Annotated in this window: 18 protein-coding genes; 10 read left to right on the top strand and 8 right to left on the bottom strand. The window is 71.7% G+C overall.

Translation table 11 applies throughout. The features are described from left to right. Positions 1–22 precede the first annotated feature (22 nt). Both J2X63_RS01830 and J2X63_RS01825 read right to left on the bottom strand, forming a co-directional pair. A complete protein-coding gene (locus J2X63_RS01830) occupies positions 23–1,729 on the bottom strand; it encodes a phospho-sugar mutase (RefSeq protein ID WP_309973295.1) in 1,707 nt (568 codons plus the stop codon). Between the two features lie 9 nt (positions 1,730–1,738). Further along, positions 1,739–2,566 carry a purine-nucleoside phosphorylase gene (locus tag J2X63_RS01825; RefSeq protein WP_309973293.1) on the bottom strand — a complete coding sequence of 276 codons (828 nt, stop codon included), beginning with the start codon at positions 2,564–2,566 and terminating at the stop codon, positions 1,739–1,741. 85 nt (positions 2,567–2,651) lie between these two features. Between J2X63_RS01825 and J2X63_RS01820 the strand changes: the two genes are divergently transcribed. Both J2X63_RS01820 and J2X63_RS01815 read left to right on the top strand, forming a co-directional pair. After that, a complete protein-coding gene (locus J2X63_RS01820) occupies positions 2,652–4,082 on the top strand; it encodes an NAD(P)H-quinone dehydrogenase (protein WP_309973291.1) in 1,431 nt (476 codons plus the stop codon). 47 nt (positions 4,083–4,129) lie between these two features. After that, a complete protein-coding gene (locus J2X63_RS01815; protein WP_309973289.1) occupies positions 4,130–5,644 on the top strand; it encodes an amino acid permease in 1,515 nt (504 codons plus the stop codon). Between the two features lie 45 nt (positions 5,645–5,689). On the opposite strand, the gene J2X63_RS01810 is transcribed toward J2X63_RS01815, so the two are convergent. Further along, positions 5,690–7,474, bottom strand: a complete 1,785-nt coding sequence (locus J2X63_RS01810) for a biotin carboxylase N-terminal domain-containing protein (RefSeq protein WP_309973287.1) — start codon at positions 7,472–7,474, stop codon at positions 5,690–5,692. 129 nt (positions 7,475–7,603) lie between these two features. After that, entirely contained in the window at positions 7,604–8,242 is a 639-nt protein-coding gene (locus tag J2X63_RS01805; protein ID WP_309973285.1) for a Maf family protein, read from the bottom strand. Between the two features lie 46 nt (positions 8,243–8,288). Here J2X63_RS01805 and J2X63_RS01800 point away from each other — a divergent pair, with 46 nt between their 5' ends. The 4 genes from J2X63_RS01800 to J2X63_RS01785 are packed head-to-tail and all read left to right on the top strand — an operon-like array spanning position 8,289 to position 12,583. Then, the gene (locus J2X63_RS01800) at positions 8,289–9,626 is read left to right on the top strand and encodes a TRAM domain-containing protein (protein WP_309973283.1); all 1,338 of its coding nucleotides are present in this window, start codon (positions 8,289–8,291) and stop codon (positions 9,624–9,626) included. A gap of 23 nt (positions 9,627–9,649) precedes the next feature. After that, positions 9,650–10,336 carry a response regulator transcription factor gene (locus J2X63_RS01795; RefSeq protein ID WP_309973281.1) on the top strand — a complete coding sequence of 229 codons (687 nt, stop codon included), beginning with the start codon at positions 9,650–9,652 and terminating at the stop codon, positions 10,334–10,336. Next, positions 10,323–11,561, top strand: coding sequence for an ATP-binding protein (locus tag J2X63_RS01790; protein ID WP_309973279.1), 1,239 nt, complete (start codon positions 10,323–10,325; stop codon positions 11,559–11,561). The genes J2X63_RS01795 and J2X63_RS01790 overlap by 14 nt, the downstream gene beginning before the upstream one ends. Then, the gene (locus tag J2X63_RS01785; RefSeq protein WP_309973277.1) at positions 11,558–12,583 is read left to right on the top strand and encodes a hypothetical protein; all 1,026 of its coding nucleotides are present in this window, start codon (positions 11,558–11,560) and stop codon (positions 12,581–12,583) included. The genes J2X63_RS01790 and J2X63_RS01785 overlap by 4 nt, the downstream gene beginning before the upstream one ends. 318 nt (positions 12,584–12,901) lie before the next feature. Here J2X63_RS01785 and J2X63_RS01780 read toward each other — a convergent pair whose 3' ends face one another. Next, on the bottom strand, positions 12,902–13,189 hold the full coding sequence (locus tag J2X63_RS01780) for an acyl-CoA carboxylase epsilon subunit (RefSeq protein ID WP_309973275.1): 288 nt from the start codon (positions 13,187–13,189) through the stop codon (positions 12,902–12,904). Between the two features lie 8 nt (positions 13,190–13,197). Next, entirely contained in the window at positions 13,198–14,796 is a 1,599-nt protein-coding gene (locus tag J2X63_RS01775; RefSeq protein WP_396133099.1) for an acyl-CoA carboxylase subunit beta, read from the bottom strand. A gap of 110 nt (positions 14,797–14,906) precedes the next feature. Between J2X63_RS01775 and J2X63_RS01770 the strand changes: the two genes are divergently transcribed. The 3 genes from J2X63_RS01770 (at position 14,907) to J2X63_RS01760 (ending at position 17,300) form a co-directional block, all read left to right on the top strand. After that, on the top strand, positions 14,907–15,752 hold the full coding sequence (locus tag J2X63_RS01770; protein WP_309973271.1) for a biotin--[acetyl-CoA-carboxylase] ligase: 846 nt from the start codon (positions 14,907–14,909) through the stop codon (positions 15,750–15,752). A gap of 7 nt (positions 15,753–15,759) precedes the next feature. Beyond that, positions 15,760–16,320 carry a PH domain-containing protein gene (locus J2X63_RS01765; RefSeq protein ID WP_309973269.1) on the top strand — a complete coding sequence of 187 codons (561 nt, stop codon included), beginning with the start codon at positions 15,760–15,762 and terminating at the stop codon, positions 16,318–16,320. A gap of 134 nt (positions 16,321–16,454) precedes the next feature. Beyond that, the gene (locus J2X63_RS01760) at positions 16,455–17,300 is read left to right on the top strand and encodes a DarT ssDNA thymidine ADP-ribosyltransferase family protein (protein WP_309973267.1); all 846 of its coding nucleotides are present in this window, start codon (positions 16,455–16,457) and stop codon (positions 17,298–17,300) included. Here the strand turns inward: J2X63_RS01760 and J2X63_RS01755 are convergent. Further along, a complete protein-coding gene (locus J2X63_RS01755) occupies positions 17,239–17,898 on the bottom strand; it encodes a GtrA family protein (protein WP_309973265.1) in 660 nt (219 codons plus the stop codon). The two genes, J2X63_RS01760 and J2X63_RS01755, sit on opposite strands and share 62 nt — an antisense overlap. Positions 17,899–17,989: 91 nt before the next feature. Here J2X63_RS01755 and J2X63_RS01750 point away from each other — a divergent pair, with 91 nt between their 5' ends. Continuing rightward, on the top strand, positions 17,990–19,120 hold the full coding sequence (locus J2X63_RS01750) for a 5-(carboxyamino)imidazole ribonucleotide synthase (RefSeq protein ID WP_309973263.1): 1,131 nt from the start codon (positions 17,990–17,992) through the stop codon (positions 19,118–19,120). Positions 19,121–19,143: 23 nt separating this feature from the next. On the opposite strand, the gene J2X63_RS01745 is transcribed toward J2X63_RS01750, so the two are convergent. Beyond that, entirely contained in the window at positions 19,144–20,283 is a 1,140-nt protein-coding gene (locus tag J2X63_RS01745) for a glycosyltransferase family 1 protein (RefSeq protein WP_309973262.1), read from the bottom strand. Positions 20,284–20,391: the final 108 nt, after the last annotated feature.

The raw sequence follows: 20,391 nt of genomic DNA, 5'->3' as shown, positions 1-20,391 counted from the left end.
CTCACCAGCGCACCGCGGCCGGTCAGGCCGTGAGTTGACGCATCCCGGCCTCGAGGGCCTCGACGGCGGCGGATGCCGCGGCGCGGCGCTCGTCGACCGAGCCCTCGGCGCCCACGGCATCGATGTAGACCTTGAGCTTGGGCTCGGTGCCGCTCGGCCGCACCATGACGCGGGCACCGCCCTCGAGCACGATCCGCAGCACGTCGGAGGGCGGGAGCGCGCCGAAGCCGTCGGCGAGGTCCTCGATGCGCTCGACGCGGATGCCGCCCACCGTGGCGGGCGGCTCGGCGCGGAGCCGCGCCATGATGGCGCCGATGCGCGAGAGGTCGGTGACGCGCAGCGAGACCTGCGTCGAGGCGAAGCATCCGAACCGCTCGACGAACTCGTCGAGGTGGTCGGCGACGGTGCGGCCCTCCGCCTTCAGCTCGGCGGCCAACGAGAGGAACGCGACGGCGGCCGAGATGCCGTCCTTGTCGCGCACCGTCCCGGGGTTCACCAGGTAGCCGAGCGCCTCCTCGAAGCCGAAGACGAGCCCGGGGGCGCGGGAGATCCACTTGAATCCGGTGAGTGTCGCCTCGAAGTCGAGGTCGTATGCGTGCGCGACGGCCTCGAGGCCGGGTGACGAGACGATCGAGCACGCGAGCGCGCCGTTCGGGCCGGAGTCGCCGGAGGCGTCGGCGCCAAGGCGAGCCGCGCGCCATCCGAGGAGCAGCCCGACCTCATTGCCGCTCAGGCGTCGGTAGCCGCCCTCGGCGCGAGGGTCGGGGATGGCGACGGCCAGCCGGTCGGCGTCGGGGTCGTTCGCGATCACGAGCTCCGCATCGACGGCGCGGGCCTCCTCGAAGCTGAGGTCCATCGCCCCGGGCTCCTCGGGATTCGGGAACGCGACGGTGGGGAACGCGGGATCGGGGGAGATCTGGGCCGCCACGGGCGCCGGGGCGTCGAAGCCGGCTGCCGCGAAGACGCGCGCGGCCGTCGCCCACCCGACGCCGTGCATCGCGGTGTAGACGACCCGGGGCTGAGCGGCCGGCGGGTCGGCGACCAGGGCGGTGCGGCGGATGTACTCCTCGAGGAGGTCTTCGCCGACCGTCTCGAACGCGCCGCGCGGCAGCTGCGGCACGGTCACGGTCGCCGCGACGCGCTCGATGTGCGCGGCGATCTCGGCGTCGGCGGGCGCGACGATCTGAGAGCCGTGGTCGCTGCCGCCGAGGTACACCTTGTAGCCGTTGTCGTTGGGGGGATTGTGCGACGCGGTCACCATGACGCCGGCAGCGGTGTCGAGGTGACGCACGGCGAATGCGAGGACTGGCGTCGGCAGCAGCGTCGGCAGCAGCAGAGCCCGAACCCCCGCGCCGCCCATGATCTCGGCGGAGTCGCGGGCGAAGACGGCGGAGTTCTTGCGTCCGTCGTAGCCGATGACGACCGAGGGTGTCTCGCCGGGCTCCGCGCGCTCGACCAGGTAGGCCGCGAGGCCCGCGGCGGCCTGCGACACGAGCACGCGGTTCATGCGGTTGGGGCCGGCGGCGATCTCGCCGCGGAGCCCGGCGGTGCCGAACGCGAGTCGGGTGTCGAAGCGGTCGGCGAGGTCGGCGACGGCTGCCGCGTCGCCGGTGCGCGCTCCCTCGACGAGGGCGGCCAGCTCGGCGCGGGTCTCGGGATCGGGGTCCTGCGCGATCCAGGACTCGGCGAGGGCGAGGCGTTCGGCGTCGGCGGCGTTCGTCTGCGGCATCCGTGTCTCCTAGAGCTCTGCGACGATCTTCGCGAGCAGGTCGGAGATCACCGATTCGGCGGCGCGACCGGCTTCGATGACCTCCTCGTGGCTGAGCGGCGTCGTCTGGATGCCGGCGGCGAGGTTGGTGATGAGCGACATGCCGAGGATCTCCATGCCGGCCTGGCGGGCGGCGATCGCCTCGAGCGCGGTGGACATGCCCACGATGTGGCCGCCGATGGCCTTGGCCATCTGCACCTCGGCGGGCGTCTCGTAGTGCGGCCCGCGGAACTGGCAGTAGACGCCCTCGTCGAGGGAAGGGTCGATGGAGCGCGCGAGGTCGCGCAGGCGACGCGAGTAGAGGTCGGTGAGGTCGATGAACGTCGCGCCCTCGAGGGGGGAGTCGGCCGTGAGGTTGATGTGGTCGCTGATCAGCACGGGCGTGCCGGGGATCCACGTCTCGCGGATGCCGCCGGCGCCGTTCGTGAGGATCATCGTGGTGGCACCAGTGGCGGCGGCGGTGCGCACGGAGTGCACGACGCGGCGCACGCCGTGCCCCTCGTAGTAGTGGGTGCGCGCGCCGATGACGAGGGCGCGCTTGCCGTTCGGCAGCGCCACCGAGCGCAGTGTGCCCACGTGGCCCTCGAGGGCGGGCTTCGAGAAGCCGGGCACGTCGGCGGCGGGGATGGTGTGGGTCGTCTCGCCGATGAGGTCGGCCGCGCGGCCCCAGCCGCTGCCGAGGGTGAGGGCCACGTCATGGCGTTCGACCCCCGTGAGCTCCGCGATCCTCGCCGCGGCCTCGGCGGCGATGGCGAAGGGGTCGGCAGTGGGGTCGTCGAGCGGGTTGGCACCGTGCATCCCACCACTCTAATGACGGGGCGGATGCCGCCGCTGGCGCGTGCTCGTTTGCTGGCTCACCGCGCACATACGACAGAATGTGAGCATGGCCTACGAGTTCGAGCGCACGCAACGGATCGCCGTCCTCGGAGGAGGACCCGGCGGATATGAGGCGGCCCTCGCGGGCGCCAGGCTGGGAGCGGAGGTGACGCTCATCGAACGGGCCGGGGTCGGCGGCTCCGCGGTGCTCACCGACGTCGTGCCCTCGAAGTCGCTCATCGCCACCGCCGAGGCGTCCAACGCCGTGAAGGAGGCGGCCGACCTGGGCGTGCAGTTCTACGCCAAGGGGCAGTCCGACAAGGCGGTGAAGCCCAGCGTGGCCATCAACCTCGCGGCGGTGAACAAGCGCCTCCTGGGGCTCGCGGCCCAGCAGTCCGAGGACATGCGCTCGAACCTCATGGACGCGGGCGTGAACCTCGTGCAGGGCGAGGGCCGGCTCGACGGCTCGAACGCGATCATCGTCGCCACGGCCAAGGGCGGCACCGACTTCGACCGCATCGAGGCCGACACCCTCGTCATCTCGGTGGGAGCCACGCCGCGCATCCTCCCCACGGCCGTGCCCGACGGCGAGCGCATCCTCACCTGGACCCAGCTCTACGACCTGCCCGAGATCCCCGAGCACCTCATCGTGGTCGGCTCGGGTGTGACGGGCGCCGAGTTCGCCTCCGCGTACCGCGCGCTCGGCTCGAAGGTGACGCTCATCTCGAGCCGCGACCAGGTGCTCCCGGGCGAGGACGCGGACGCGGCATCCGTCATCGAGAAGGTCTTCAAGCGCAACGGCATGAAGGTGCTGAACAAGTCGCGGGCCGAATCGGTCGTGCGCGACGGCGACGGCGTCGTGGCCACGCTGACCGATGGGCGCGAGGTGCGCGGCAGCCACTGCCTCATGGCGGTCGGCTCGGTGCCGAACACGGCGGGCATCGGCCTCGAGGAGGCCGGGGTGCAGCTCTCCGACAGCGGGCACATCCGGGTCAACCGCGTCGCGCGCACCTCCATCCCCAACATCTACGCCGCCGGCGACTGCACGACCTACATCCCGCTGGCGTCGGTCGCGTCGATGCAGGGTCGAACCGCGGTGTTCCACGCGATGGGCGACATCGTCGACCCGCCCGAGGAGCGCAACATCACCTCGAACATCTTCACGCAGCCCGAGATCGCGACTGTCGGGTGGACGCAGAAGGACATCGAGGAGGGCGTCGTGCCGGGCGTCATCTACAAGCTCCCACTCGCCTCGAACCCGCGCGCGAAGATGATGGGCATCCGCGACGGGTTCGTGAAGCTGTTCGCGTCGAACGGCTCGGGCGCGATCATCGGCGGCGTCATCGTCGCCCCGCGCGCCTCCGACCTGATCTTCCCGCTGACGCTCGCCGTGGAGCACCGGCTCACGGTCGACCAGTTCGCCGAGGCCTTCCCGATCTATCCGTCGCTGACCGGTTCGCTGACGGATGCCGCGAGGGCCATGCACGTCGTACGCTGAGACGACGCGGCGCTGCGGGGGCACCGCGCGGAGGCTCGGGGGGATCCATGAATCTGCGTGTGAAGTCCGTCGAGGCGTCGATGGCCGACGCCGCAGACCACGAGCGGAGCCTGCGGCGATCGCTCGGCACCTGGGACCTCGCCCTGATGGGCATCGCCGTCGCCGTCGGCGCCGGCATCTTCTCGGTCGGTGCGAAAGCGGCGGCGGACTTCGCCGGGCCCAGCGTGACCATCTCGTTCATCCTCGCCGCGCTCACGTGCGGGCTCGCGATCATGTGCTACGCCGAGTTCGCGTCCACCGTGCCGGTGGCCGGCAGCGCCTACACCTTCACGTACGCGACCATGGGGGAGCTCCTGGCGTGGATCATCGGCTGGGACCTCATCCTCGAGATGTTCACGGGTGCGGCCGTGATCGCGAAGTACTGGGGCGTCTACCTCGGCGAGGCGCTGCTCGCCGTCGGCATCCCGTTCCCCGCGACGATCGAGATCGCCGGACTGGAGGTGAGCTGGCCGTCGTTCCTGATCGTCGCCGTCTTCACGGTCCTGCTCGTCGCCGGCACGAAGCTCACCGCTCGTGTGGGCTCGGTCTTCACCATCATCAAGGTCGCGATCGTGCTGTTCGTGATCGTCGTCGGATTCTTCTTCATCAACGCCGCGAACTACGTGCCGTTCATCCCCGAGTCCGTGCCCACCGAGGGCGGCTCGAGCGACGTCTGGGCGCAGTCCCTCTTCTCGTGGGCGACGGGCGCCGAGCCCGCGCAATACGGCATCTTCGGCCTGCTCTCCGCTGCGTCGCTCGTGTTCTTCGCGTTCATCGGCTTCGACGTGGTGGCCACGAGCGCGGAGGAGGTGCGCGAGCCGCAGAAGCGGCTGCCGCGCGGCATCTTCCTCGGGCTCGCCATCGTGACCGCGCTGTACGTGCTCGTGTCGATCGTGATGACCGGCATGGTCTCGTACACGGAGCTGGCCGAGGAGGAGACCCCGTCGCTGGCCACCGCGTTCCGGCTCGTCGGCCAGGACTGGGCCTCAGCGGTGATCTCGATCGGGGCGCTCGTCGGTCTCACGACCGTCATCATGGTGCTGCTGCTCGGGCTCTCGCGCATCGTCTTCGCCCTCAGCCGGGACGGGCTCCTGCCGCGCTGGCTGTCGAAGACGACCGAGCACACCAAGACCCCGGCACGCATCCAGATCATCGGCGGCTCCGTCGTCGCCGTGGTGGCCGCGTTCACCGACGTGGGGCTGCTCGAGGAGATGATCAACATCGGCACGCTGTCGGCGTTCGTGCTCGTGAGCCTCGGCATCGTCGTGCTGCGTCGCACCCGACCCGACCTGCCCCGGGGCTTCCGGGTGCCGTGGTCGCCCGTGCTGCCGATCATCTCGGCGGTGCTCTGCCTCTGGCTGATGCTGAACCTGACGACCTTGACGTGGGTGCGGTTCTTCGTCTGGCTCGTGATCGGCATCGTCGTCTACCTGCTCTACGGCCGCCGCCGCTCCCGGTGGGGCAACGCCGGCGTCAGCGAGGTCGAGCTGCCGACGCCGCAGGGTGCGCCCACGGCCGACTGAGCCCTCCAGGTTCGGCGGGCCCGACGCGCGTCGGGCCTCGCGGACTCAGGCCGCCGGTGCGTCCGTGATGGCGAGCAGCAGGTGGCCGCTCGAGACGGTGGAGCCCGCCTCGGCGTTCACCAGGCCGATGACGCCGTCCTTGTGCGCCATGATCGGCTGCTCCATCTTCATCGCCTCGAGCACGAGCACCAGGTCGCCCTTGACGACCTTGTCGCCCTCGGCGACGGCGACCTTGACCACCGTGGCCTGCATCGGCGCCTTGACGGCGTCGCCCGTCGCCGTGTCGACGGCGTGGGCGGCCGTCCGGCGGCGCGGAGCGGGCCCGGCCGTCGCCGCGCTTCCGGCGGTCGTGCCGCTCACGAGTTTCTTCGGGAGGCTGACCTCGATGCGGCGTCCGGCGACCTCGACGACCACGCTGCTGCGGTCGGCCGGCGCAGCGGACTCGGCGAGTTCGCCCGACCACGGCTCGATGCGGTTGTCGTACTCGGTCTCGATCCACCGCGTGTACACCGAGAACGGCGCGTCGCCGTCGGGCGCGAATGCCGGGTTGCGCACGATGTCGCGGTGGAAGGGCAGCACGGTCGGGAGCCCTGCGACCTCGAACTCGTCGAGGGCACGGCGGGCGCGCTCCAGGGCGTCGGTGCGGGAGGAGCCGGTGACGATGAGCTTCGCGAGCAGCGAGTCGAAGGCGCCCGAGATCTCGTCGCCGGTGGTGACACCGGAGTCCACTCGCACGCCGGGCCCGCCGGGGAAGCGGAGCACGTGCACCGGCCCGGGCGAGGGCAGGAAGTTGCGGCCCGGGTCCTCGCCGTTGATGCGGAACTCGATCGAGTGGCCGGATGCGACGGGGTCGGGGTAGTCGAGCACGCCTCCCTCGGCGAGGCGGAACTGCTCGCGCACGAGGTCGAGGCCGGTGACCTCCTCGGAGACGGGGTGCTCGACCTGGAGGCGCGTGTTGACCTCGAGGAACGAGACCGTGCCGTCCTGGCCGATGAGGAACTCGCACGTGCCCGCGCCGACGTAGCCGACCTCCTTGAGGATCGCCTTCGACGCCTCGTACAGCAGGCGGTTCTGCTCCTCGGTGAGGAAGGGCGCCGGGGCCTCCTCGACGAGCTTCTGGTGTCGCCGCTGCAGCGAGCAGTCACGGGTGGACACCACGACGACGTTGCCGTGCGCATCGGCGAGGCACTGGGTCTCGACGTGTCGGGGCTTGTCGAGGTACTTCTCGACGAAGCACTCCCCGCGACCGAAGGCGGCGACCGCCTCGCGGGTGGCCGACTCGAAGAGCTCGGGCACCTCCTCGCGCGTGCGGGCGACCTTGAGGCCGCGGCCGCCGCCGCCGAAGGCGGCCTTGATCGCCACGGGCAGGCCGTGCACGTCGACGAAGTCGAGCACCTCCGAGGCATCCGCCACCGGGTTCAACGTGCCCGGTGCGAGCGGGGCGCCGACCTTCTCGGCGACGTGACGGGCCGAGACCTTGTCGCCGAGGCGCTCGATGGCCTCCGGCGAGGGACCGATCCAGATGAGGCCGGCGTCGATCACGGCGCGGGCGAAGTCGGAGTTCTCGGCGAGGAAGCCGTAGCCGGGGTGCACGGCGTCGGCGCCCGAGCGGCGGGCCACCGAGAGCAGCTTGTCGATGACGAGGTACGTCTCGGCGCTCGTGGTGCCGTCGAGCGCGTAGGCCTCGTCGGCGAGCTTGGCGTGGCGGGCATCGCGGTCCTGGTCGGCGTAGACGGCGACGGAGCCGATACCGGCGTCACGGGCGGCCCGGATGACGCGGACGGCGATCTCGCCACGGTTGGCGATGAGGACCTTCGTGATGCGCGGCATAATGCTCAAGCCTATTGGCCGGCCCCCGAAGGCCTTTGGGTTGCTTCCACAAAAAAGGAATCCAACCCTTGCGGGCGTCGACAATGGTCGTGGGGGCGGCGCATGCCGCGGGGCCGCTGATCCGGCCGGTCAGGCCCGGTTCCAGAGCGCGGTCCACTCGACGCCGAGCTCGCGAACCAGGTCGCGCAGCGTCGACAGCGACAGGCCGACGACCGTCGACGGGTCGCCCTCCACCCGTCGGACGAACGGACCGCCCAGGCTGTCGATCGTGAAGGCGCCGGCCACGAGCAGCGGCTCGCCGGTCGCGATGTACGCGTCGATCTCGGCGTCGTCGAGCGCGGCGAACCGCACGGTCGCGACATCCGCCCGTCCCACTGCCGCGTTCGCGCGGCCGCCGCGGTGGTCGATCAGCCAGTGCCCCGACCACAGGTCGCCGTGGCCGCCGTTCTGCGCGAGCCAGCGTTCGCGGGCCACGTCGGGCCGGTGCGGCTTGCCGTGAATGGAGCCGCCGGTGAGGAAGGCCGAGTCGCCGCCGAGGATGAGGCCGTCGATCGGCTCGCCGTCGTGGGCGACGCCGACGATCGCCTCGGCCTTGGCCCGCGCGAGCAACTGCACCATGTCGGATGCCTCGAGCCGGCCGGATTCCGCCTCCGCGGCCGCGACGGCGGCCTCCTCGTCGACGCCCGGGGCGATCGCGATGGGCTCGATGCCGGCGGCCCGCAGGGTCTGCAGCCGGGCCGGCGACGTGGAGGCGAGGTAGAGGCGCATGCCCCCATCCTGCCGTGACCGCCGCAGCCTGTGGAATGCTCGGAGCATGGCCGAATCCCGTCGTCGTCCCCGCCGTCCCGATCCGCGTGGCCGCGGCTCCCGGCGTCCGGCCCCCGCTCCGCCCGAGACGGACGGTCCCGTCGTCGAACTCGACGTCGAACGGGTCGCGCACGGCGGGGTCTTCGTCGCCCACCACGAAGGACGTGTGGTGTTCGTCGCCGACGCCATCCCCGGCGAGCGAGTCGTCGCCCGGGTCACCGACCGGCGGCACGACCGCTTCTGGCGTGCCGAGACCCTCGAGGTGCTCACGGCATCGGCCGACCGGCGCGAGCACGTCTGGGCCGAGGCATCCGTTGAACGTCCGCCGGCAGCGCGTGCCGGCGGCGCCGAGTTCGGCCACATCCGCACGGAACGGCAGCGGGCGCTCAAGGGGGAGGTGCTGCAGGACGCACTTGAGCGCATGGGCGGCGTCGAGCGCGACGTCGAGGTACGCGCCGTCGATCCGTCGCTCGCGCCCGGCGTGACCCCCGAGGGCACGGGGTGGCGCACCCGCATCCGCCTGCAGGTCGACGACGACGGCTCGGTGGGGCCCTACGCCGCGCGGACCCACACGGTCGTGCCCGTGGCATCCGTGCCCCTGGCCGTGGCGTCGCTGCAGGAGCTCGCGCCGCTCCACGGGCGGTTCCCCGGCGCACGCGCCGTGGACCTGGTCGCCCCATCGTCCGGCGACCCCGCCCTCGTGGTGGTCGACCATGAGCGGATGCCGCGTGGGTCGCGCCCCACGATCCAGGAGCGCGTCGGCGACCGCACGTTCCGCCTCGACCGCGACGGGTTCTGGCAGGTGCACCGCGGGGCGGCGGCGACCCTCTCGGCCGCCGTGCAGGCGCTGATCAATCCAGATCTCTTCGATCCCCGGGCGGCGAACCTCGACCTCTACGGGGGCGTGGGGCTGCTCGCTGCCGCGGTCGGCGACCGGTTCGGAGAAACGGTGCGCATCACGACCGTCGAGGCCGAGGCCGGCGCCACCGAGCACGCGGGAGCGAACCTCGCCGACTGGGTCGGTGCTCGCGCGGTCACGGCACGGGTCGACCGTTTCCTCGACGACCTCGCCGAGGGCTCGTCCGCCGGAGAGCGGTCCCGCCTGCGTGATGCCACGGTCGTGCTCGATCCGCCGCGGTCGGGCGCGGGCCGTGCCGTGGTCGACCGGCTCGCGGAGCTGCGGCCCCGCCAGCTCGTCTACGTGGCGTGCGATCCGGTGGCCCTGGCGCGCGACGTGGGGCTCCTGCGGGAACGCGGATACCGGTTCGACGACCTCGTCGCGTTCGATCTGTTCCCGAACACGCATCATGTCGAGGCCGTGGCCAGGCTGACCGCTATCGTGTGACTGTCGGGGAAAGGGGGACACGGATGTCTGGTGAACCACCCACGCCGGTTGCGGCGACCGTCGCGATCGTCGACGACCACGAGGCGGTCCGGCTCGGGCTCCGGGCAGCGTGCCGCGAGGCGGGCTACGTGGTGGTCGCCGAGACGGCGAACGTCCCCGACCTCCTCGTCGCCCTCGACGGCCGCTCCTGCGACGTGGTGGTGCTCGACCTGTCACTCGGCGACGGCTCCTCCGTGACGCGCAACGTGCACGCCGTGCGCGACACCGGCAGCGCCGTGCTCGTGCACAGCATCGCCGATCGCGTCGCCGCCGTGCGCGAGGCGCTCGCCGCCGGTGCCGCAGGCGTCATCCCGAAGGCGTCGCCCATGTCCATGGTCATCGGTGCGATCGCGACCGTCGCCAACGGCGAGGTGCTCAACAATGTCGAGTGGGCGAGCGCGATCGAGGCCGACCGCGACTTCGCGAAGGCGCAGCTCGGGCGTCGTGAGCGCGACGTGCTGCACCTCTACGCGTCAGGACTGCCGCTGAAGCTCGTCGCGGTGCAGCTCGGCATCGCCCACTCCACGGCCAGGGAGTACCTCGACCGCATCCGGGCCAAGTACGTCGAGGTGGGGCGACCCGCGCCCACCAAGGTCGACCTGCTGCGGCGCGCGGTGGAAGACGGCATCCTCCCCGGACTCGATGGCGAAGGCGGGGATGGCCGCCGTTGAATGGCGGGTCGCGCGACTCGCCACGCGCCGCCGGACCGCGGTCACGCGTGCGCAGGTCGAGACCGTCTCGGGGCGCGCGCTCGGCCTCTTCGGGCTCGTGTTCGGGGCGCAGACGCTGCCGCTCGCACTCGCGCAGTCCTCGGCGCTGATCCCCGGTGCCGGCGCCGCCCTCATGGCGGTGCTGTACGGCACCATGGCGACGCTCGCCGTCGCGAGCGTCGCGAAGGTGGCCGTGCGCGGTGCGGCCCTCGCGCTCGCGGGCCTCTACGCCCTCGCACTGCTGGTGTGGCCCCTGCTCGTCGTGGATCCTGCCGCACTCGACGGCCAGGCCCCCTGGCTCTACTACATCTGCACCGTCGCCACGGCCGCCGCCGTGATCGCCCTTCCCGTGCCGGGCGCCACGGCCTACACGATCGCCATCCCGATCCTCTACGGCATCATCCGGCTGTTCCCCGCGGGCGGGCAGGTCAACGGCCTGCTCGCGGTGCTCGACGCCATGTACGCGGTCATCCTCGGCGTCGCCGTCCTCGTCATCATCACCATGCTCCGCCAGGCGGCCGAGGCCGTCGACACCGCACAGGAGGGCGCGCTGCAGCGCTACGACCTCGCCGCCCGCCAGCACGCCACCGAGAACGAGCGGGTCAAGGTGGACGCCCTGGTGCACGACAGCGTGCTGACCACCCTGCTCTCGGCCGCGGCCGCGGCGTCACCCGAGGAGCAGGCGCTCGCGGCGCGAATGGCCCGCGATGCGATCAACCGGCTCGACGAGGCCGGCGCATCCGGCCCACGAGCGCTCGAGAACGTGGGACTGCCGGTGCTCGTCCGGCGGTTGCGGGCGGCACTCACCACCTTCTCGGCGCCCTTCACCGTGCGCGTGGTGAACGCGGGCGGGGTGGAACTGCCGGTCGAGGCGGTCGAGGCGCTGTACACGGCGTCCGTGCAGGCGATGGTCAACAGCATGCAGCACGCCGACGAACCCGGACGCGCCACCCGACGCGAGCTCCGGATCCGCGGGGTTCGGGCCGGCGGCTGCGTGATCGAGATCGCCGACAACGGTGCGGGCTTCGACCGGTCGAGCGTGCCCGACGAACGGCTCGGGCTCCGGGTGTCGATCGAGGAGCGCATGGCCAACGCGGGCGGCAGCGCCGAGATCGTCTCCGCTCCGCACCACGGCGCGACGATCACCATCGCCTGGCCGGCCGGCGCGTCAGGGGGCGACGTATGATCACCGTGCCCCGCTGGCTCCTCCTCGCGCTCGGCGCCCTCTTCTCGATCTACCATGTGGTGCTCGGCATCTACTCGCTGAACATCCCGCGCTCACCGCTGCCCACGATCGTCGCGCTGGTGCTCTACTCGGTCGCGACGGCCGCGAGCCTCTGGCCGGCGAAGCGCATGCGGATGCCCGATTGGCTGGCCGCGTTCGACCTCGCCGTGAGCATCGTGATGCCCCTCCTGGTGACGAGCCAACTCGATCCCGATGCCCCGAACGGATACGCGACCTGGTACGTGGCGGCGGTCGGCACGCTCATGACCATCGCGGCGGCCAGGCGTCAGCTGGTGGCGGCCTGGACGGGCGTGATCGTGCTCGCGGTGCAGACGGTGATCTGGGCCGGGCCGATCGCGCTCGGCACCCTGGGCGTGATCGGCAGCATGGTGTGGGTGGCGATCGCCCATATGTTGACGACCGCCCTCACGACCGCAGCGCGCGAGACCCGGCGGTATGCCCAGGCCGAGCGCGAGGCTGCGGCGTGGCAGGCCGCCCAGGACGCGCACCTCTTCGAGGGTCGCATGCGACTGGCCCAGACGAATCGCATCGCGGCGCCGATGCTCCGCCGCATCGCCGATGTCGGGGGCGTCCTGACCGAGGGCCAGCGGCGCGAATGCCGCATGCTCGAGGCGGCGATCCGCGACGAGATCCGTGGGCGGATGCTGCTGACCGACGCGGTGCGCACCGAGGTGCAGCGCGCGCGCGAACGGGGCATCACCGTGACGCTGCTCGACGAGGGCGGCATCGACGACCTCGACGAGCCATCACGCGACCGGGTGCTGTCGCGCCTGGCGGAGGCGGTGGCGCGGTCGAACGCCGATCGCATCATCGCCCGGACCGCTGCGGAGGGGTCTCCGGTCGCGGTGACCGTGGTGGGCCTCAGGGAACCGGCCGACGGCGCGGCGCCGGCACAGAACACCGACGACCTCGAGGTCGAGTTCTGGATGGAGATCCCGCGCAGCGAGGTGACCCGGGCGTGAGGTTCCCCGGACAAGAAGGTGGGGGGCCGATCTGAGATCGACCCCCCATCAAGCCCGAGCCACGGCGACAACCCGAATATCGCCCTGACTCGCCCCCAACGGTCACCGGTTACCCGACCGGTGACGGTGGCGACTCCATCACGGAGCCTGCAACACCAATACTGGACCAGATGCCATCGATCGCAAAGTCATCATTTGGGGGGACAACGAGGGTTTCGGGGGACAGCCCCGACCGATCGTTCCGAGCGGTCCCCGCGATACGGCGGCGGCGGGTTCCCGGCTCCGCATCGGCCGACGCCGAACGGGGGACACGCCGGGTCAGCGCGTGGAGCGCGACCAGGCGCCGCGGCCGACCTCGATGGGGGCGCGGAGGGCGTTGCCGCTCCGGACCCAGGGGTTGCGGCGGGGCTCGTCCTCGATCGCCGCGGTCCCGCCGGCCTCGTCGAGTGCCGCGAGGAGCACCGCGGTCACGGCGGCGGTCTCCTCGTCGCTCACCTGACGGGTGACGAATCGGATGGCGTCGACGCGGTCGTCGCCCGCTGCCTCGCCCGATGGTCGGGCGGTGCCGGATGCGCCGGGTGCGCCCGTCGTGGTGTCGTCGGTCATGGCGCCCCCTACAGCGGGATGTTCCCGTGCTTCTTCGGCGGCAGGCTGGCCCGCTTGGTGCGGAGCGCCCTGAGCGCCTTCACGACGGCCACGCGGGTCGCCGCGGGCTCGATGACGCCGTCGAGCTCGCCGCGTTCGGCGGCGAGGAACGGGGAGGCGACGTTGTACGTGTACTCGTTCGCGAGCTTCGTGCGAACCGCCGCGACATCCTCGCCCGCCTCCTCGGCGCGCTTGATCTCGCCGCGGTAGAGGATGTTCACGGCGCCCTGGCCACCCATGACGGCGATCTCGGCGGTGGGCCAGGCGAGGTTGATGTCGGCGCCGAGCTGCTTGGACCCCATGACGATGTACGCGCCGCCGTAGGCCTTGCGCGTGATGATCGTCACGAGCGGCACGGTCGCCTCGGCGTAGGCGTAGAGCAGCTTCGCGCCGCGGCGGATGACGCCCGTCCACTCCTGGTCGGTGCCGGGCAGGTAGCCCGGCACGTCGACGAGCGTGAGGATCGGGATCGAGAACGCGTCGCAGAATCGCACGAAGCGGGACGCCTTCTCGCCGGCGGCGATGTTCAGCGTGCCGGCCATCTGGCTGGGCTGGTTCGCGATGATGCCGACCGAGCGCCCCTCGATGCGGGCGAAGCCGATCACGATGTTCGGCGCGAACAGCGGCTGTACCTCGAGGAAGTCGCCGTGGTCGACGATGCCCTCGATGACGGCGTGCATGTCGTAGGGCTGGTTGGGGGAGTCGGGGATGACCGTGTTGAGCCGCCGGTCGCCGTCGGTGATCTCGAGCTCGGGCTCGGCGTCGTAGACGGGGGCGTCCGACATGTTGTTGTCGGGAAGGAACGAGATGAGCGTGCGCGCGTAGTCGAGCGCGTCGGACTCGTCGCTCGCGAGGTAATGCGCCACACCCGAGACGGTGTTGTGCGTCAGCGCGCCGCCGAGCTCCTCCATGCCGACGTCCTCGCCGGTGACGGTCTTGATGACGTCGGGGCCGGTCACGAACATCTGGCTGGTCTTGTCGACCATGATCACGAAGTCGGTGAGCGCGGGCGAGTAGACCGCGCCGCCGGCGGCGGGGCCGCAGACGATCGAGATCTGGGGGATGACGCCGGATGCCGCGGTGTTCCGCCGGAAGATCTCGCCGTACTTGCCCAGGGCGACGACGCCCTCCTGGATGCGCGCGCCGCCCGAGTCGAGGATGCCGATGATGGGCACTCCGGTCTTCAGCGCGAGCTCCATGACCTTGATGATCTTCTCGCCGGCCACCTCGCCGAGGGAGCCTCCGAAGATCGTGAAGTCCTGCGAGTACACCGCGACCTGCCGGCCGTGGATCGTGCCGGTTCCGGTGACCACGGCGTCGCCGTAGGGACGCTTCGCCTCCATGCCGAACGCGTGGGTGCGGTGCCGGACGAACTCGTCGAGCTCGACGAACGAGCCGGGATCGAGCAGCTCGGCGATGCGTTCGCGAGCCGTCATCTTGCCCTTGGCGTGCTGCTTCTCGATCGCGGACTCGCCTGACGCGGTCACCGCTTCGTGGTACCGCCGCTTGAGGTCGGCGAGCTTGCCGGCGGTCGTGGAGAGGTCTGGGCCGTCAGTCGATTCGGTCACGCCGTTCACTCTACCGGCGAGCATCCGGCCGACTTCGTTGATGGTTTCCTACAAATCCGCCCGGTGACGTGGTGCATTCCCGTCACGCACGGAACTGGGAGACTGTCGGCATGGACCTTCCGCTCAGCCGCGCGGCGGTGCCGCGCCTCGAGTTCCTCGCGTCGACCGGCTCCACCAACGACGACCTCCGCGCCGCCGCCGCCGGCCCTGAGGCGGCGGCCTGGCCGCACGGATCGGTGATCGTCACCGACGACCAGACCCGCGGGCGCGGGCGTCTCGGTCGCGTCTGGCTCGCCCCGACGGGCAAGGCGCTCGCGATCTCCGTGCTCCTGCGTCCGGCGCTCCCGGGCGGGGCGGAGTTCCCCGCCGACGCGTACGGCTGGATCCCGCTCATCGCCGGCGCCGCCATGACGGAGGCGGTGCGACGCGAGGTCGATGCCGCGGCATCCGCGGTGCTCGACGCCGACGAGGACGACCGCAGCGGCGGCGTCGACGTGGCACTCAAGTGGCCGAACGACGTGCTCGTCTCGGACTACAAGGTCTGCGGCATCCTCTCGGAGCTGCTGCCCGGGGCCGGCGCGGTGATCGTGGGCGCGGGCCTGAACCTCACCCTCGACGAGCACGACCTGCCCACGCTCACGTCCACGTCGCTGCAGCTCGTGACCGGCGTGCCGCCGCACGCCGACCGGGTGCTCGCCGACTACCTGGGCACCTTCCTCGGGCTCGTGCGGGCGTTCTCCGAGCACGGGGCGGATGCCGCGGCGAGCGGCATCGCCGACCGGGTCAGCGCCCTCTGCGGCACCCTGGGAACGGACGTTCGCGTCGAGCTGCCCGGCGGACGGGAGCTCCTCGGGGTCGCCGAGCGCCTCGACCGCGACGGCCGGCTGGTCGTCCGCGACGGGAATGGGGAGCTGCAGGCTGTCGCCGCCGGGGACGTCACGCACCTGAGGTATTAATGGGCGTATGAGCCCAGCCGTGCCGCAGCCCGCCGTTCCGCCGGCGATGCCGGCCGAGCGCGTCGTCGCACGGCTGCGGCGGCATGCGCGAGTGCTCATCGTGCCGGCAGCGCTGCTCGTCGTGGTCGCGGGCGCCGGAACCTACGGGGTCTTCGTGCTGCCCGAGCTCTGGCAGCAGCTCGCCGTCGTCGGGGTCGGCCTGCTCGTCCTGGTGCTCGGGTGCATCCTTCCGTTCCTCGCCTGGCTCGCCCGGCGGACCACGATCACCACCCGGCGGGTCATCTCCCGCAGCGGCCTGTTCGCGCGCGTGCGCCGGGAGTTGCTGCACAGTCGCGGGTACGACGTGGTCGTGCGTCGCACGTGGGGGCAGAGCGCGTTCGGGTCGGGCGACGTGCGCATCAACACCGGGCACGAGCATCCGTTCGTGATCGCCGACGTGCCGAAGCCGTTCCAGGTACAGGCCGCGCTCCAGGAGCTCATGGACGAGGCGCGCTCGCACGTGGCCGACCGGCGCCGCGCGGATCAGTCGAACGCCGACGGCGACACCGTCGCGTGGGGCGGGCGCTGAGCCGATCGCAGTCCGCCGATCGCCCGATGGCGCCGTTCTTTCCACGTGGTGCGGCGGCGGGCGCCCGGAGGACGTAACGTAGACAGGTGGTCTCGTGCGCCCCCGAGCGCGAGCCGCATGATGAAGGGTTCCAGTTGGCCGACGAATGCATCCACGGTTTCGATGACGGCCTCTGCGCCATCTGCTTCCCGCCGAAGGAGCCCGAGCCCAAGCCGGTGGTCGTCGCTCCGCGCACCCGGAACGCCGACGGCACGCGGGCCGCGCGTCCGGCGCGCCCCGCCGCGCGGGTCCCGGGGAGTGCCCGGGCCGGAGCGCCCGCGGCCGGCACGCCCGTCGATCCCAAGACGGTCCGCATCTACCACCTGACCCACGTCGACAACCTCGCGTCCATCCTCGGCGAGGGCGCGCTGCTCGCCGACGGGGCCGGTGCGGCGCCCGCCGTCGACCTCTCGGCGCCCGACGCGCGCGCGTTCCGCCGTGCCGCCCCCATCGACCACGTCGACGCCGTCGTCGCCGATTACGTGCCGTTCCTGCTCTCCACCGACGCGCACGTCTGGAACGCCATCCGCACCGCGACGCCCGATCCGCGTCTCGCGCCCGGGGCCGTCGAGCGCCAGCCGGCCGACCACGTGATCCTCGTGAGCTCCGTCGCCAGCGCCGTCGGGGCGCGAACCGACACGGCGGGAACGGTGGTCGTCACCGACGCCGACGCCGCGGCGGGCGGCGTGGCCGCGGCATCCGAGTGGCCCGACGTGCTCCGGATGCTGCAGCGACTGCATCGCGAGGAGGAGGGGTCGCGCATGCTGTCCGCCGAGTTCCTCGTGCGGGAGTCACTGCCGCTCGAGCGCGTGCTGCTCATCGCGGTCGGGAACGACCGGGTCCGCGACCGGGTGCGCACGGCGCTCGACGCGGTCGGCCTCAGGACCCGCGTCGCGGTGTACCCGCCGTGGTTCCAGCCGACGGCGCTCGTGGAGGAGTGATCTCGGCGGCACTCGTCGCCGGGGCATCCGTCGTCGTCGCGGCATCCGTCGCTCTCGTGCGATCCGAAGCTTCGTCGGGCTCTTCGAAGATGGCGCGCTGCGCCTCCTCGACCCGGTCGAGGTTCGACAGGCCGTCGCTGCGATGCTGCCCGTAGACCCAGTAGCGGTAGAGCACGAATCGGAAGGCCGTGCCGAGCGCGAGGCCGACGACGTTCGTGGAGATGTTGTCGGCGAGCAGGCTGGTGTATCCGAGCCAGTGGTGGGTGATCCACAGGCAGCCCAACGAGATGAGCATGCCGCCGACGGACACGATGGTGTACTCGATGAACTCGCGCACGTAGTTCCGCCGGCGGTGCGCCCGGAAGGTCCAGTAGCGGTTGCCCAGCCAGTTGAAGACGATCGCGACGCTCGTCGAGATGGTCTTCGCGCCGATCGCGGACTGCGCCCAGTGATCGTCGCCGAAGACCCCGAGCCGCAGCAGGTTGAAGAGCGTGACGTCGATCACCAGGCCGATGAGCCCGACCACGCCGAACTTCACGACGTACGCGAGGAGCCCGTGCCAGAGGCGGGCGAAGGCGCTGCCGACTCGTGTGGACACCGCCACATCCTATGTCGTCGGCCTCGGCCTAGACTGAACGAGGCGCCCTCGCAGCGGCGCATCGACGGACGACGGCGAATGGAGTGCACGGGTGCGGGTCGGAGTGATCGGCGGCGGGCAGCTCGCCCGGATGATGATTCCCGCGGCGATCGAGCTCGGGGTGGAGCTCCGGGTCCTGGCCGAGGCCGACGGCATGTCGGCGGCGCTGGCGGCCGACCGGGTGGGCGACTACACCGACGCCGAGACGGTGCTCGAATTCGCGCGGGGCGTCGACGTGGTGACCTTCGACCACGAGCACGTGCCGCAGGACGTGCTGCGGCGTCTCGTCGACGCCGGCATCCACGTGCACCCGGGGCCTGACGCGCTCCGCTTCGCACAGGACAAGCTGCTCATGCGCGAGCGCCTCTCGGAGCTGGGCCTGCCGGTGCCCGACTGGGCGCGCGTGCAGACCACCGACGAGCTCGACGACTTCATCCGCGACCACGGCGGGTCGGCGGTGGTGAAGACGCCGCGCGGCGGCTACGACGGCAAGGGCGTGCGCGTCGTCCGCGCTGCGGCCGAGGTGGCGGAGTGGTTCACGACCGTCGCCGAGGACGGCCGCGGCGGGGCGCTCCTCGTCGAGGAGCTCGTCGATTTCCGCCGTGAGCTGGCCCAGCTCGTGGCGCGCCGACCGTCGGGTGAGATCGTCGCCTGGCCGGTCGTCGAGACCGTGCAGGTCGGGGGCGTGTGCAGCGAGGTCATCGCGCCGGCGCCGCACTCAGCCGGTCGACTGTCGGACGTGGCCGCGGATGTCGCGATCTCGATCGCCGAGGGGCTCGGCGTCACCGGCGTGCTCGCCGTCGAGCTCTTCGAGACGACCGACGATCGGGTCCTCGTGAACGAGCTCGCCATGCGGCCGCACAACAGCGGACACTGGTCGATGGACGGCTCGACGACCGGCCAGTTCGAGCAGCACCTGCGCGCGGTCCTCGACCTGCCCCTCGGCGGCACCGGCAGCCACGAGGCGTGGTCGGTCATGGTCAACGTGCTCGGCGGACCGGCCGAGGGCACCCTCGCCGACCGCTACCCCGATGCGCTCGCCGGGCACCCCACCGTGAAGCTGCACAACTACGGCAAGGCGCCGCGACCGGGCCGCAAGGTCGGCCATGTCACGGCGACCGGCGACGACCTCGACGACGTCGTCTACGAGGCCCGCGCCGCGGCGGCGGTCTTCCAGGACTGAGCGGGCAGCACGCGGCTGCGGCGTTACAGGTCGGCGTGCAGCTGCCAGACCCGCTCGGCGGAGTCGCGCCAGCTGAAGGCGCGAGCGCGGTCATGCCCGGCGATCGAGAGCCGCTCGGCGATCTTCTTATCGGTCACGACCGTCGAGATCGCCGCGGCGAGGCGATTCACGTACCCCTCCCCGGCGACGCCGACCGCAACCGCGAGTCCCGCTCCCGCCGCCGTCTCGACGTACTCGGGGATGTCCGAGTGGATGACGGGCGTGCCGAGCGAGAACGCCTCGATGAGCGTGGCAGGGTCGCCCTCCTCGTGCCTCGGCGCGATGAAGGCCGTGGCGCCCCCGAGCACGACTGCGAGATCCTCATCGGACAGCGTGTCGAACGACTGCACCATGCCGCGACGGAGTCCCGACTCCTCGGCCACGTTCGCGAGCTGCTGCTCGCCCCATTCGCGTGGGCCGATCACGGCCAGCGGAAGCTCGGGCATGCCGAGTCGTCCGAGGGCGGCGAGCACGTCGCCGACGCCCCGGTGAGGCTCGAGCGAGCCGACCGTCATGAGATACGCGCGCGGAAGTCCGAGCGCTTCGAGTCGCCGCTCGGCATCCGCCGGAACAGTGAGCCCGGACCGTGCGGCCGAGCTGATGACGCGGATGCGGTCTCCGAAGTCGTGGAGATCGCCGACTCGCCCGGCGAGGGCGTGCGTGGAGACCACGACGGCGTCGGCATGCTTCCACGCCCGCTTGAGCATCGCCCTCCGCCACGCCCCCTCGGCGGTGGACAGGGACTCGGGATGCGTCGTCGCCATCGTGTCGTGCACCGTCACGACGACCTGGTTCCCGCTCGCGCGGTCATGCTTGCGCAGCGGCGCGAACAGGCTCGTGGAGTGGATGATGCCGCCGCCCGGCGATGTCGTCAGGCCCATCTGCCACGCGGCGGCGAGCTCGCGGCGGGCGAGGGAGGTGCGGTACAGGTCGGCGAGGCCGGGCAGCTCGGCTTCGATGCGCTCGTAGTCGGCGGGGGGCGACGACGAGACGATGCCGGCGACCTCGCAGTCCACCGGGGTCGTCGCGATGAGCGCTCGCGTGAGGTCGAGGGTGTACCTCCCGATCGCGCCGGGCACCGGAGCCGCCAACTGGTCGACGACGACGCGCAGCCGTGTGGTCATGTCCGCTCGCCTCCTGTTCCCGTTCAATCTATCGGCAGCTGCTGATCACCAGCCGTGCCCTGTGGAGAGCACCGGGATGCCCCCTGCGAGCCTTCGGTGAACTGCCAG

This window comes from Agromyces sp. 3263 (assembly GCF_031456545.1).
Lineage (GTDB): Bacteria > Actinomycetota > Actinomycetes > Actinomycetales > Microbacteriaceae > Agromyces.
Note: the sequence above shows the minus strand (reverse complement) of the source record. Positions and strands in the feature narration are given on the sequence as shown.

Excerpts from the sequence above, each read along its gene's own strand:
- J2X63_RS01830 (WP_309973295.1), bottom strand. The coding sequence starts at position 1,729 with ATGCCGCAGACGAACGCCGCCGACGCCGAACGCCTCGCCCTCGCCGAG.
- J2X63_RS01825 (WP_309973293.1), bottom strand. The coding sequence starts at position 2,566 with ATGCACGGTGCCAACCCGCTCGACGACCCCACTGCCGACCCCTTCGCC.
- J2X63_RS01820 (WP_309973291.1), top strand. The coding sequence starts at position 2,652 with ATGGCCTACGAGTTCGAGCGCACGCAACGGATCGCCGTCCTCGGAGGA.
- J2X63_RS01815 (WP_309973289.1), top strand. The coding sequence starts at position 4,130 with ATGAATCTGCGTGTGAAGTCCGTCGAGGCGTCGATGGCCGACGCCGCA.
- J2X63_RS01810 (WP_309973287.1), bottom strand. The coding sequence starts at position 7,474 with ATGCCGCGCATCACGAAGGTCCTCATCGCCAACCGTGGCGAGATCGCC.
- J2X63_RS01805 (WP_309973285.1), bottom strand. The coding sequence starts at position 8,242 with ATGCGCCTCTACCTCGCCTCCACGTCGCCGGCCCGGCTGCAGACCCTG.
- J2X63_RS01800 (WP_309973283.1), top strand. The coding sequence starts at position 8,289 with ATGGCCGAATCCCGTCGTCGTCCCCGCCGTCCCGATCCGCGTGGCCGC.
- J2X63_RS01795 (WP_309973281.1), top strand. The coding sequence starts at position 9,650 with ATGTCTGGTGAACCACCCACGCCGGTTGCGGCGACCGTCGCGATCGTC.
- J2X63_RS01790 (WP_309973279.1), top strand. The coding sequence starts at position 10,323 with ATGGCCGCCGTTGAATGGCGGGTCGCGCGACTCGCCACGCGCCGCCGG.
- J2X63_RS01785 (WP_309973277.1), top strand. The coding sequence starts at position 11,558 with ATGATCACCGTGCCCCGCTGGCTCCTCCTCGCGCTCGGCGCCCTCTTC.
- J2X63_RS01780 (WP_309973275.1), bottom strand. The coding sequence starts at position 13,189 with ATGACCGACGACACCACGACGGGCGCACCCGGCGCATCCGGCACCGCC.
- J2X63_RS01770 (WP_309973271.1), top strand. The coding sequence starts at position 14,907 with ATGGACCTTCCGCTCAGCCGCGCGGCGGTGCCGCGCCTCGAGTTCCTC.
- J2X63_RS01765 (WP_309973269.1), top strand. The coding sequence starts at position 15,760 with ATGAGCCCAGCCGTGCCGCAGCCCGCCGTTCCGCCGGCGATGCCGGCC.
- J2X63_RS01745 (WP_309973262.1), bottom strand. The coding sequence starts at position 20,283 with ATGACCACACGGCTGCGCGTCGTCGTCGACCAGTTGGCGGCTCCGGTG.